General features: G+C 38.9%; 9 protein-coding genes. 5 read left to right on the top strand and 4 right to left on the bottom strand.

Going from position 1 to position 12,477, the window contains the following annotated elements:
* Positions 1–9 precede the first annotated feature (9 nt).
* Entirely contained in the window at positions 10–210 is a 201-nt protein-coding gene (locus tag PGN18_RS03820) for a YtxH domain-containing protein (RefSeq protein WP_134204881.1), read from the bottom strand.
* Between the two features lie 510 nt (positions 211–720).
* Between PGN18_RS03820 and PGN18_RS03825 the strand changes: the two genes are divergently transcribed.
* The 3 genes from PGN18_RS03825 (at position 721) to PGN18_RS03835 (ending at position 5,842) form a co-directional block, all read left to right on the top strand.
* The gene (locus PGN18_RS03825; RefSeq protein WP_335318033.1) at positions 721–2,790 is read left to right on the top strand and encodes an alpha-galactosidase; all 2,070 of its coding nucleotides are present in this window, start codon (positions 721–723) and stop codon (positions 2,788–2,790) included.
* 53 nt (positions 2,791–2,843) lie between these two features.
* Entirely contained in the window at positions 2,844–5,054 is a 2,211-nt protein-coding gene (locus tag PGN18_RS03830; RefSeq protein ID WP_335318034.1) for an alpha-galactosidase, read from the top strand.
* Between the two features lie 245 nt (positions 5,055–5,299).
* Complete coding sequence (locus PGN18_RS03835) at positions 5,300–5,842, top strand: hypothetical protein (protein WP_335318035.1); 543 nt, start codon at positions 5,300–5,302, stop codon at positions 5,840–5,842.
* Positions 5,843–5,900: 58 nt separating this feature from the next.
* Here the strand turns inward: PGN18_RS03835 and PGN18_RS03840 are convergent, their stop codons facing one another.
* Positions 5,901–6,683: an HAD-IIA family hydrolase gene (locus tag PGN18_RS03840; protein ID WP_335318036.1), complete on the bottom strand. Its 783-nt coding sequence runs from the start codon at positions 6,681–6,683 to the stop codon at positions 5,901–5,903.
* Positions 6,684–7,052: 369 nt separating this feature from the next.
* On the opposite strand from PGN18_RS03840, the gene PGN18_RS03845 reads away from it, so the two are divergent.
* A complete protein-coding gene (locus PGN18_RS03845; protein ID WP_335318037.1) occupies positions 7,053–7,580 on the top strand; it encodes a hypothetical protein in 528 nt (175 codons plus the stop codon).
* Positions 7,581–7,600: 20 nt separating this feature from the next.
* On the opposite strand, the gene PGN18_RS03850 is transcribed toward PGN18_RS03845, so the two are convergent.
* Together PGN18_RS03850 and PGN18_RS03855 are read right to left on the bottom strand one after the other, a co-directional pair.
* Positions 7,601–8,329: an esterase family protein gene (locus PGN18_RS03850; RefSeq protein ID WP_335318038.1), complete on the bottom strand. Its 729-nt coding sequence runs from the start codon at positions 8,327–8,329 to the stop codon at positions 7,601–7,603.
* 65 nt (positions 8,330–8,394) lie between these two features.
* Complete coding sequence (locus tag PGN18_RS03855; protein ID WP_335318039.1) at positions 8,395–8,982, bottom strand: SGNH/GDSL hydrolase family protein; 588 nt, start codon at positions 8,980–8,982, stop codon at positions 8,395–8,397.
* An 830-nt stretch (positions 8,983–9,812) separates the two neighbouring features.
* Between PGN18_RS03855 and PGN18_RS03860 the strand changes: the two genes are divergently transcribed.
* Entirely contained in the window at positions 9,813–12,419 is a 2,607-nt protein-coding gene (locus PGN18_RS03860; protein WP_335318040.1) for a DUF7133 domain-containing protein, read from the top strand.
* The last annotated feature ends 58 nt before the right edge of the window (positions 12,420–12,477 follow it).

Raw genomic sequence — 12,477 nt, forward strand, 5'->3', positions numbered from 1 at the left:
TCCAGGCATTCATCTTGCCAAATCTTCAGCGGCGTTGCTCACTCTGCTTTTCAGGTCTTCTGTATATCCTTTTGCTTTGTCGGCCCATTGTGGTGCACGATCTAATAATTCGTCAACGATCGATTGTCCGGTAATTGGATCTTTCTTCGTGATATATTTTACGCCTGCATATACTGCCGCGCCAATAATGGCTGTTCTTAAAATTCCCATATTCTTTTCTGTTTTTTAAAATTAACATTTTGAGGTGGTTAAAAGTTTTAGACAATGCTAAATAACTGTAGTTACAAATAATGTGCTACCTGGCCATCTGTTAGCCTGGTGATTTAGTGTAGATCGATATTTTAATCGGTGAGATCCTCCAACTCCGCTACCAATGACAGATTTAAATGATCACCGCCATTTCAACTGAAGCGCAGCGAAATGCCTACCTGTGCGGACAGGCCTACCTGTGCGGGCTGGGAGCAGTCTTTTAACAGAGTTCAAAGATTTATCCACTGCTTTCGAAATGACGCCTTTTGTACATTCATGGATTTTCCGTACTTATCCGTGTTTCCGTTGCAAATATGCATTTGCATGTTTGTGCCATCAGGTATTAAACAACGATTGATAAATTCAATAGTATAGTGCCATCATTCATAAATTTTTGCCAATTATCTCTATTAAATTTATATATTTCGGACAATTAACCGCTAATAAATCGATTAAACCAAATATTATTGCATGCATAAGGAAAGATTGTTCAATGGAATTAAAGATCTTGAATTATTCAAACTTTATGTGTTTATCCTCGTAGGTTTCTTAGTTTTTTTGTCCATACCCGCTTCCGCAATTACGATCAATTACGGTAAAAGTGGTAAAATAGATTATAACCTGAAAACCGGGATATTTAATGTGTCAAACGGGGCGAAAAATCTGCTGCTTAATGGCTTTTCTCAGTCCAAATACAAGGAAAAGCAGTTCAGTTCAAAGGATTATAAAAACATAAGCTATAGTAAAAAGGCTGTTAAAGATAGATTTGGTATAGGTTTTAAACACGTTTTTTTGTTAAAACAAGCTGGCTTACCAACCATGCAACAAGTGTTCTATACTTACAATGGTAAAAATTATTTCATGATCAGTATGATACTAAGTGGTGCTGATTTAGCGGTTAACCGTATTATCCCTTTAAACGGCAATCTGATCGATCAGGAATATACTGACGTGCCTATCAGTCTATTTGTACCTTTTGATAACGATACTTTCATTTCTTACAATACGATTCCTTTAACAGCTAATACGACCAATTCAAGTGCCGAGGTTACATCCTTATACCATAATCAGTCGCGGAAAGGGTTTGTAATCGGCTCTATTGAACATGGCAATTGGAAAACGGGTGTCATCACCTCAATGGATAGTATCAAAAAGATCAGTATACAGGCTATCTGTGGTTTTACAAGTGAAAATATTACCCGGGATAAAATTGCACATGGTTATTTAAAGGGCAGTACAGTGAGTTCCGCAAAATTATTTTTCGGAGCTTATGATGATTGGCGTTCAGGAATGGAAAATTACGCCAAACTAAATAGGATCTCGGAACCACCCAGTGTTTTTAAGTGGAATAAGGCCACGCCGGTAGGCTGGAACAGTTGGGGTGCGATGCAGGAGAAAATTACACTCCAAAAAGCCAATCAGGTAATCGATTTTTTTGCCGATAGTTTAAAAAGTTTCAGGAGCGGGGGCGTAGCGTATATCGACCTCGATTCGTATTGGGATAAATTGTTAAATGGTGGTTTAACGGGTGATTATGGTAAGTTGAAAGCCTTTGCCGATCACGCCAAAACAAAAGGATTGAAACCAGGTATCTACTGGGCACCTTTTGTTGACTGGGGGTTTGCTGGTGGCAGCAACAGGAAAGCTGAAGGATCAGATTACACTTTTGGCGAGATGTGGACAAAAGTGGGTACTGGTTATCATGATATAGATGGCACGAGGGCATTAGATCCAACACATCCGGGTACACGGCAGCGTATTGCATTGGTAATCAAAAAATTTAAAGAATGCGGTTTCGAAATGATTAAGATTGATTTTTTAGGTCATGCAGCCATCGAGTCTGATCATTTTTACGACCCCAAAATCACTACCGGTATGCAGGCCTATAAAAACGGAATGGAGTTTTTATTAAAACAGCTTGATGGCAAAATGATGGTTTATGCGGCCATTTCGCCAAATCTGGCTTCTGGGCCATATGTACATGTACGTCGCATTGCCTGTGATGCCTTTAAATCCATAAAAGACACAGAATATACTTTAAACGGTGTAAGTAATGGCTGGTGGCAAACTTACCGATATGACCATATCGATGCCGATCATGTAGTTTTTTCTGATCAGTCAGATGGTGAAAATAACGCAAGGTTTTTATCTGCCATAGTTACGGGAACTTGCATTACAGGTGATGATTTTTCCATTCAGGGCAAATGGATAGGTACCGCAAAACGGTTATTGAACAACATCGAAATGTTGAAGGTTTTGGAAGACGGAAAAGCATTTGTTCCGGTAGAAGGGAATAGGGGCAAATCGGCATCACCGTTATTTGTTAAACAGGTTGGAAATATAAAATACCTGGCCATATTTAATTACAGCGCTGAGATAAAAGCTTTTACTATTGACTTTTCGAGAATTGGTTTAAAAGTAAATGAGACTTATAACACTGAAAACCTGATTAACCGAAAAACAGCTGATTTTAAAAATAATCAAGTACTCTATTTAGCAGAAAAGGATGCTGCAATTTTTAAAATTACGCTCAAACCCTAACCATTAATCAACCCGCTATCTATAAAAATATCAACGATACCATTAAAACGCAAATGAAAAAATCAGATCAATTTACAGGTTGTATCAGGTATGGAGTACTAGCTATTTCACTGTCAGTTTTCGGCTTTACCAGGCTTAATGCCCAAACCATAATACCCATCGAAACTGCCCACAATGCGCTGGTTTTGCAAGCCGATGCTAAAAAAGATGTAAATACTATATTTTTTGGAAAAAAACTTGCTGATATACAGGAGTATAAGCAGGTAAGCGGTCAGTACAAACAAACAGAAGACTATACCGGACAGCTAAATTCGGCTTACACACCTTCGGGCGCAAGAAATCTGGTTGAACCGGCCATTAGCGTTACCCATGCCGATGGCAATAATTCGCTTGATCTGAAATACGCTGATCATACTGTTATCAAAGTAGATGATAATGTAAGCCTGTTGAAAGTCAGGTTAAAAGATCCGGTTTATAATTTCGAAGTAACATTATTTTATAAATCATTTTATAAACAGGATGTAATCGAACAATGGACCGAAATTAAGCATCACGAAAGAGGAACGGTGATATTGAATAAATATGCTTCGGCAAACCTTTATTTAAAATCACCACATTTCTGGCTTAATCAGTATCACGGCGATTGGGCGAAGGAAATGCAGCCTGAGCAGAGTGAAATTACCCATGGCATTAAAACTTTGGATAGCAAACTGGGTACAAGGGCCAACCTTTTTCAACCTTCGGTTTTCATGATTTCGATGGATAAACCTGCAGAAGAAAATGCAGGTCAGGTTTTATACGGTGCTTTGGAGTGGAGCGGTAATTTTAAGATCGACCTGGAACTCGACTATCAGAATAACCTGCGCATTATTGCAGGGATGAATAATTATGCTTCACCTTATAGTTTAAAACCAGGTGAAGTTTTTAACACGCCGGCATTTTTATATACATTTTCCGACCAGGGGAAAGGAGATGCGAGCAGAAAATTGCAGAGCTGGGCGCGCAACTATAAAATATTAGATGGTAAAGGGAGTCGTTTAACACTTTTGAATAATTGGGAAGCCACTTATTTCGATTTTAACGAGCAGAAACTGGCCGAATTGTTAAAAGATACCAAAAAACTAGGTGTAGATTTCTTTTTGCTGGATGATGGGTGGTTTGGCAATAAATATCCACGCGACAGCGATAATGCAGCACTTGGCGACTGGCAGGAAAATAAAAAGAAACTCCCTAACGGGATCACCTCGTTGGTGAAAGAAGCCGATAAGGTTGGAACTAGGTTTGGGATCTGGATTGAGCCAGAAATGGTGAGCCCAAAAAGTGAACTATATGAAAAACATCCCGATTGGGTAGTGAAACAGCCAAACCGTCCCGAATATTATTTCAGGAACCAGCTGGAACTTGATCTTTCGAATCCAGAGGTACAGGATTTTGTTTTCGGGGTAGTTGATGGGTTGTTTACCAAAAATCCAAAACTGGCCTATATTAAATGGGATTGTAATGCGGTAATTTATAACGCTTACTCGGCTCACCAGAAGAATCAATCACATTTTTATATCAATTATGTTAAGGGTTTGTACAATGTATTGCAGCGCATCCGTGCCAAATATCCAACTGTACCGATGATGTTATGTTCTGGCGGTGGTGGTAGGGTAGATTATGCTGCACTCCAGTATTTTACAGAGTTTTGGCCCAGCGACAATACCGACCCACTGGAACGTATATTTATGCAATGGGAATATTCTTATTTTTATCCAGCCATCAGCACTTCCAACCACGTAACCGATTGGGGCAAACAACCGATTAAATTCCGTACCGATGTAGCCATGATGGGAAAACTGGGCTTTGATATTGTGGTAAACAAACTGCCCGAAAAAGAACTTCAGTTTTGTCAGGAGGCAATTAAAAACTATAATGAGGTAAAAGGAATTATCTGGCAGGGCGAACAATATCGTTTGGCCGATCCGCGCAAGGGGAGCGTGGCCTCGATATTGTATGTGAATGAACAAAAAACGGAAGGTGTAATTTTTAATTACCTCGTCAATTACCGTTATGGGGAAGGCAGTAAGTATCCGGTTAAGTTAAATGGTTTAGATGCAGCAAAAAAATACCAGATCAGGGAGATCAACTTGTACCCTGATACCAAATCGCCAATTGATGACAGCAAAACCTATACAGGAGATTTTTTAATGAATATTGGATTCAACCCAATTTTAAGTACCGAAAGAATGAGTGTAGTGCTGAAGTTTGAGGAAGTTAAGTAATTAAATATGTTGCAGTGGTTCGTGTCGCTGCCACTGTGGTTCTTGTCGCCACCAATCACTTATAATAATGTGCGTCATTAAACCACCGAGTTGATTGAGAAGAATCACCGAGCTAACCAGGCTGGGATGTCGTTTAGATACAAATCCTTAAATGAAATCAATATTTTGTAGCCATGGCGTGTCGCTGTGGTTCGTGGCGACACGAACCACTTATATATAATAATGTATGTCATTAAACCACCGAGTTGATTGAGAAGAATCACTGGGCTAACCGAGCTGGGATGTTATTTAGATATAAATCCTTAAATGCAGTCAACATTTTGTTGCCGTGTTTCGTGCCACTGCAAAAAAAAAACTCCAAATGGTTTGATCTTCAGGTCGGTGTACTTAATATTGATTTAAATCTGCATCATAACTTTAACAATTTAATAATGCTGGCTAATTATCTTGCTAATAACGTCTGTGCATATTTGTTTGGAGCAGCGAACCAAATAATAATACGAGTTAAGCACGATGATATGAGACTGATTTCTTGCGTAGCGCTATTGATGGTTATACCAGCAATTGGGCTTTTAACCAATTCAAATAAATTTATCCATAAAAAAATGCCAGCTACACCAGTGCATAGGCAGCTTACAAATGATTCAATAAAATTAAATTGGTTTGATCGCGATGATGAAGTGGCTAAGTTTAATGGAATGCCTTTTGTATTTTCAACAGACCATCGCTTAAGCCTTTTTAAGCCTGCACATCCTGATCCTGGCCAAAGTTTTAGCATTAGCAGATAGTCGGTCTACTTTAGAACTCTAGAATAAAGACTTTAGACCCAGGACTATGAACTCCCAATTACTTATTCTCCCACCAGGTTAGTGGAAATGTAATTTCATCAACAGAGCTTGCGATCATATCAGGTTTAAAGGCATAATGCCCCAAAGTATCTTTGCTTGAAATTCCCGAGAGTACCAAAATGGTTTTATAGCCCATCTGTACGCCACCCTGTATATCTGTTTCCATCGTGTCGCCAATAACAGTGGTTTCACTGGTTTCCAAGCCTAAAAATTTCCGGGCCGAGCGCATCATTACCGGACTTGGTTTACCTGTAACAAAAGCTTTTCTGCCGGTTGCTTCTTCAATCATGGCTGTGGTGGCTGCAATCCCAAGGTTATTCCATCCCGGTTTCTTTGGTGATGGATCTCGGTTAGTAGTAATGAATTTAGCGCCTGCCAAAATCATATCCACTGCACGCTGAACCATTTCAAGTGTAAAATTCCTGCCTTCGCCCAATACCACAAATTCCGGATCGGTATTGACCAAAGTAATACCATGATTGTGTAAACTGCTTAATAAACCACCTTCTCCCAATACATAGGCGGTACCGTTGGGATTTTGATCGGAAAGAAATTTTCCAGTAGCCATTGCACTGGTGTATACATGGCTTTCTTCAACCTTTATTCCCAATCCTTTTAATTTACGTACCACCTCCAATGGGGTTCTTTGACTATTGTTTGTCATAAACGCAAACGGGATGTCTTCGTCAATCAGTTTTTTAATGAATTTGTCTGCTCCGGTAATGAGTGCCTCTCCACTGTAAATTACACCGTCCATATCGATTAATAATCCTTGTTTCATGCGATAAAAGTTAATCTGTTTATCTGCAAACTTAGTATTTTCTTGTTCAATTAATGTTAAGACGAGGTTTTACATCCACAATTCGCAGTTATGCTTTATTGATAGAATCAATCAGCAATGTCATCATTTCCAACTTGATTGGAAATCTTAAAGCGCTTTATTAAGATTATCCATGAGTATTTTTATTTCGGGTGATGATGACCACTATGTGGTTCCATCCGATAGCGATTAGATCGGATTAAGAATAATCGTCTCTCATAGTCTACTTGCGGGAAAGCTTTGAGTTAGCTATTTTTTTGATTTATTAAAAAAATAATGTTCGATTGTAGCGTATGCTAAATTTCTAACGTATTCATATAAAATTAAATCATGAGAAATGCTTTTATAGTTACCGCGATCTTTTTGATTGGGTTAGCCACTGTAGTTGCTTGCAAAAAGAAAACTGATAATCCCATGGATTTTTCCATTAATGCGCAAGATCTGACTCCTTGTACAGAAGGAAACTGCAGGTTTGAATATGTTAATTATTCAGCAATGCCAGATGAGCAGGGCACAATTAAAACTGGGCAATACCGGATTTTTTCAGTTACGAAGCATAATAGCTTAAGTACAACACGCATCTACATGCAGGCACCAATGCAGGATGAGGATAAGTTTCTGATCACGGATGCTGATATAAAGGCCGGAAAGGTGAAATATCTGTTTTCTTGTCCTTCATGCGACTATATCAAGGTAACGCCTATTGCAGGTACGGTTAAGGGGATCAAGGTAGCAAATGCCAATAGTTCGGCAGAAAATTGGCTATTGGACGCGCATATTGTTTTAGCAGCCGAAAAGTCTAAAATACCTGTAGATACCATTCATATTAAGCAATATTTTAGCCTGGCAGTAAAATAGTAAGGAAAGCTTATAACTAATTAAAGATACATGGGCACCATTTTTCGCCAATAATGCGGCCTGTGTGCATTGCTTTCCCAGGTATGAAACTGGTTGGGAATCCCTTTTTCCCATAGCAAATTGCTTAAGTGTTGGTTTTCGCTCAAAAAAGGGTCAGTTTCACCTACTGCAAGAATAATTTCCATATTTCTAACAGCCGATAATAATTCATCATCGTTTAAGTTAGCCATGTATTGAGCAGGCATATTAAAATAAACTTCGTCGTTATGAAATCCGTTCAAGAGATCTCTAAAATCGGCGATGTTATTGGTCAGGTCGTATCGGCCGCTAATGCCAACTGCTTTTTTGAACAACCACGGATATTTCATGGCCAGGTTTATCGCATGGTAAGCACCCATGCTACAGCCTGCAGTCTCAATATAATTGCCATGATTTTTTTGGTAAATAAGTGCTAATACTTCTTCTAGAAGGTATTTTTCGTATTGTAAATGCCTTTCTATCCGTACTGATGGAAACACTTCATCGTTATAAAAGCTTTCTCCATCTATACTATCCACACAGAAAATCTGAATTTCACCGTTTCCAATCTGTTCACTCAATGAAGCAATAATTCCCCAGTTTTCGTAATCGTAAAACCTGGCCATACGAGTAGGGAAGAAAATAACCGCCCTGCCTGCATGGCCGAAAACAAGAAGCTCCATATCTCGCTGAAGATTTTGGCTGAACCATTTGTGATATTCCCTTTTCATTGCGTTAATTCCTTTGCGGAAAATTAATGCATCTATGTTATCGGAATATTAATTAAGCGTGATAATTAACCTATTTTTTCTTTAACTGTACTGGCCCATAATCGATAACCTTCTTCGCTAAGGTGAAGCCCGTCATGATCGTAAAGTGCCGGGTTTGGCTGTCCATCTTTGTTCAGCATTTTCTTATAAACGTCAATAAATTTCCAATTGCTATTGAGTTTAATAATTTCGCTTTCAATAAGGTTATTGGTATACCTAAACTGATCGGCCATTTGCCAGCGGGTTATACTGGGTTTTAAAGAGATAAAATAGCAGGGCAACAGGCCGAACCGTTGGTTAACTTTAAACATTAGCTGCTGGAAAAAAATAAATATTTCCTCCGGATTTCGTCCATCGCCAAGATCGTTATCACCTGCATATACCACAAGAGCCTTTGGCCTGTAATCTGTCATTATCCGTTCAAAAAACCATACGCATGCCGCTAAGGTAGAGCCTCCAAAGCCTAAGTTCGTTACTTTCATGTAATCGAAATCATCTTCAAGGCTGTTCCATAGCCGAATAGATGAGCTACCATAAAAAATAACGCCAGGATGTTCCCGGTCTAAGCGATGTGCTCTTTCCAATAGTTTGACTTCTTCTTCGTACCAGTACATATCGATAAAGATATAAAGATCTGCTACTTGATGATATGTACTGTATGTTAAGTTTACGTTACCGGGAGTCGGGTAATGGGCTAGTTATTTATTCATTCAAAAAAACAAACCTGAATGCACTACATTTCATAAGACAAAAAGAACAGAATCAAATTTATGCTTATTCTCTATCTAACCAAATATAATAAAAACTGGCTCTGTAAGCTGAACTGTTAATTGAAAACTACCAACCGCCAAATGGATCGTAAAATTTGAACGCACAGTCCATCTGTCCCAACTGTTTAGGGCGGGCTTCAAAGTCTAACTAATCACGACTTACTTACTGTAATTCCTCTTATCAGCAGCGTAAACATGGAACCAGATATATAGGATCCATATCAAAACAATTGTGCTATACACCAATTCAGGTTCAAAAGAATCCTTTGTTATTAACAACGCAACAGAGGAGATCAGAGTGGTCAGGAAGAAATAAAGAATATTTTTCATAACGAACTGATTTTATGAATGTTGAATTAAGTAAATATAATAAAATTTTGTCAAAAATCAATAGTTTTTGAAATAATTTACCTGATTGTGATGCTTATCATGCAAAATACGCTTTCTAATGAGATATTCAGCTTTCTATGTGGAGTAATATTGAAATTTTAGCCACTCTATGATTTTGTAATCATAGAAAAGATCAATTTCATTTTCAATATGATTAAAACTGCCTACATTTTAACCAGATCAATAGCTGAATATCACGAAACAGCACAAAATTGTGGCAATAAGGAATTTATATTTTGTGTAAGTTTACCACGCACAAACTAACCAGAATTAATAACACACAAATGATTAAATTTTCTCTAAGCTTAATTTCTTTTACATTAGTTTTTTTTGGATTAAGAAACTTTTTTAGCGAACCACAGCTACAGCACATATCGCCCCCTGAATTAACTATTTCAAATTTCGCCGGACCCGATGTTACACCAAGCCCGGCCTGTTTAGCTGTAGCACCAACAGGCGAAGTGTATGTAGGTGTTGATATGATCGGGTCTTTAGGGAAAGATCTCGGTAAAGGCCATATCCTTAAATTGATTGATAAGGATAATGATGGCAAAATGGATGAACACGTAGATTTTGCGGAAGTAGATAATCCGCGTGGCATTATTGTTCAAGGCAGCCAGGTTTATGTATTGCATACTACTTTTTCGAAAGAAACAAAACAGGCTACAGGCATGAACTTGGTTGTTTTCGAAGATAAAGATGGCGATGGAAAGGCCGATGGCCCCGAAAAGCCGCTTATTGAGCATATCAGCAATGCCAAGTATATCCGCGAACGCGGTACCGATCATGCCACCAATGGGATCAGGATGGGCATCGACGGATGGATTTATATCTCTGTGGGGGACTTTGGATTCCATGATGCGGTAGACCGCTCAGGTAAAAAGCTAACCATGCTGGGCGGAGGAATTTTGCGCGTTCGCCCGGATGGAACAGAAATGGAAGTCTATACACACGGAACCCGTAATGTTTACGATGTGGCTATTGATCCTTACATGAACGTTTTTACCAGGGAAAATACCAATGATGGCGGAGGTTGGAATGTACGATTCTCCCATCATATACAATCTGGCGAATACGGTTATCCGGTTTTATTCCAGAATTTTACCGAAGAAATTATTCCGGCACTTGCTGATTTAGGTGGTGGATCAGGAACTGGAGCATTGTTTATGGATGAACCCAACTGGCCAGCACAATATAACCGTGTACCCATGATGGCCGATTGGGGCAGAAGCATGCTCTATATCCACAGAGTTAATGCTGATGGACCAACCTTTACGCAGAAAGACGAAGAATTTATTAAACTACCTCAAATTACAGATCTTGACGTGGATGGATCAGGAAGGTTATACCTTTCAGCCTGGGATGGCGCAGGTTATTCCGGCAGCCCAAATAAAGGCTACGTTGTTCGGGCAGTGCCTAATAACTGGACCTATAAAGCTTTTCCAGATGTTAAAAAAGCTTCCATTAAAAAACTAACCGAGCTCCTCAAATCAAATAGTGCGGTAGGTAGGTTAGCAGCTTCGCAGGAATTGATTTCGCGGAACAATAAACAGGCTATTTCAACAGCTTTAAAAGTAGCCTCCGATCAGGGTTTAGCACTTGATGTGCGTATAGCAGGTATGTACACTTATGCACAATTAACGAAAGAAAATGGCATTGCAACGTTGATTGAATTTACAAAAGATAAAGCAATAAAGGAGTTTGCCTTGAAGGCACTCGCTGACCGTAAAACTTATATAAATAGAGTACCGGTTGAACCATTTTTAGAGGGCTTAAAGGATGCTGATCTTCGCGTTCAGGCAGCTTCGATCATTGGCTTAAACCGTTTAGGAAGACCAGAAGTTGCTAATGTGCTTTTACAAACCAAAGTACCAGCTTCATTTACAGCCCCTGCAAAAGGTATTGAAGGACCTCATGCAACACCAAACTCGGCCATTATCTTACCTCATTTAGCGGTTAGGGCCTTAGTTGATCTTCAGGCTGAAGATGCTTTGCTTGGCGCAGTTAAAACGGAAAATTCTACGCTTGCACTTTGGGCTTTACGTTATATACATACCGAAAAAGCGGTTAACGGATTGATTGAAAATTATAAGCAAGCAACAGATGAAAAGTTAAAACAGCAGATATTGTTTACCTTGGGCCGTTTGTATAAAAAGGAAATTGCTTATGATGCAAGCTGGTGGTGGGGCACTCGTCCTGATTCTCATGGTCCTTATTTTAAAGCTGTTTCGTGGGAAGGTTCTCCTATCATCGAGAAATTTCTGAAAGAAGAAGCCACTAAAGCTGGTGCGAAAGGTAAACAATTTTATGTTGACTTAAATGAGCGGCAAAGGATGGATATCCCTGAATTTAACGTGGAAGAAAAAGTCGCAGCAGTTGAAGAACCAAAAATTGATCTGAATAAGATCAAAAATAAAAAAGGCCAGGTGGGTAAATCATCTATTGAAGATGTATTGTTGGCCATCAATAAATTACAGGGCGATCCGCTAAAAGGAAAAAATATTTTCAATAGTCAGGGTTGTATAGCCTGTCATAGTTTAAGCAAAAGCGAAAAAATGAAAGGTCCGTTTATGGGACAGATTGGTTCGATTATGAACCGTGAGCAGATTGCAGAATCGATATTAAAACCCAATGCTTCAATTTCTCAGGGATTTGCTTCGGTAATGATCACCGCTAAAGGTGACCGTACCTATATGGGTTTTATTACGGAAGAAACTGCAGCTAAAGTGGTACTTCGTAATATTGCAGGAGAAGTTTTTACCATTAAAACCGGCGATATTCTTTCGAGAAAAGAAATGGAAACTTCGATGATGCCGGAGGGTTTGGCCAATTCATTATCTTATGAAGAGTTGGCTTCTTTAGTTTCTTTCTTATCAGAACAGAAGCAATAATCATCTCAAAGTATTTTCATTTAGGCCATAGCGGAGGTTTCTATTCTATAGAAATCTT

Origin of the sequence: Pedobacter terrae (genome assembly GCF_036946585.1) — a bacterium.
In the GTDB taxonomy this organism is placed as follows: Bacteria; Bacteroidota; Bacteroidia; order Sphingobacteriales; family Sphingobacteriaceae; genus Pedobacter; species Pedobacter terrae_C.

Coding starts and splice junctions, on each gene's coding strand:
- PGN18_RS03825 (WP_335318033.1), top strand. CDS start 721: ATGCATAAGGAAAGATTGTTCAATGGAATTAAAGATCTTGAATTATTC.
- PGN18_RS03850 (WP_335318038.1), bottom strand. CDS start 8,329: ATGAAAAGGGAATATCACAAATGGTTCAGCCAAAATCTTCAGCGAGAT.
- PGN18_RS03830 (WP_335318034.1), top strand. CDS start 2,844: ATGAAAAAATCAGATCAATTTACAGGTTGTATCAGGTATGGAGTACTA.
- PGN18_RS03845 (WP_335318037.1), top strand. CDS start 7,053: ATGAGAAATGCTTTTATAGTTACCGCGATCTTTTTGATTGGGTTAGCC.
- PGN18_RS03855 (WP_335318039.1), bottom strand. CDS start 8,982: ATGTACTGGTACGAAGAAGAAGTCAAACTATTGGAAAGAGCACATCGC.
- PGN18_RS03820 (WP_134204881.1), bottom strand. CDS start 210: ATGGGAATTTTAAGAACAGCCATTATTGGCGCGGCAGTATATGCAGGC.
- PGN18_RS03840 (WP_335318036.1), bottom strand. CDS start 6,683: ATGAAACAAGGATTATTAATCGATATGGACGGTGTAATTTACAGTGGA.
- PGN18_RS03860 (WP_335318040.1), top strand. CDS start 9,813: ATGATTAAATTTTCTCTAAGCTTAATTTCTTTTACATTAGTTTTTTTT.